1 pseudogene is annotated in these 546 nt (G+C 44.0%); it reads right to left on the reverse strand.

What is annotated here, in order from left to right:
* Positions 1 to 546 (reverse strand): annotated as a pseudogene (locus tag HC175_RS16985) (metallophosphatase); the annotation flags it as partial.

The following is a 546-nucleotide window of genomic DNA, read 5'->3' on the forward strand; positions in this document are numbered from 1 at the left end:
GCAAAGACAGGATAACCTCTAGCTCGAAGAGGGTAATTAAAAGAGACCGAAGGTTGGAGATATCCAAATTCATTACCTGCGCCGTCTATACTTTTTTTGTATCCAGTTGAAAGTTGTATGTCAGACCCAAGATTGGGAAAGGTAATTCTATTTTTGCTGTAGAACCTGTAATTGGCTTCGGCACCGGCATACAACTGCCTGTCAAAAATGTCATTTTCAGGCTCCAGTATTTCGCCCAGATAGGTTTCCTGTTCATACTCTACCTCGTAGGATTCCAGGGAGGCACCAATATTTAGGACACTGCCGGCGTTATTGCGCCATATCAAGGAAGGTGAAAAATATCCTTGTTGGATCCTCACCCGATTATAGTCGAAGTCGGTATCATCGGCGTCGTATTTCGTTTCTGTTCCGCTTCCGAAGTAATTAAGAGTGTAATTTGGACTTGTATAGCGGGCGGTAATTCCAAGATTCCAGTTATAGAAGAGATGCGCGAACTCCCCGCGGTATCTCACCGAAAAACCATTCGTTGCAAAGTAATAGTTCGTC

Source organism: Salinimicrobium oceani, from assembly GCF_012037645.1.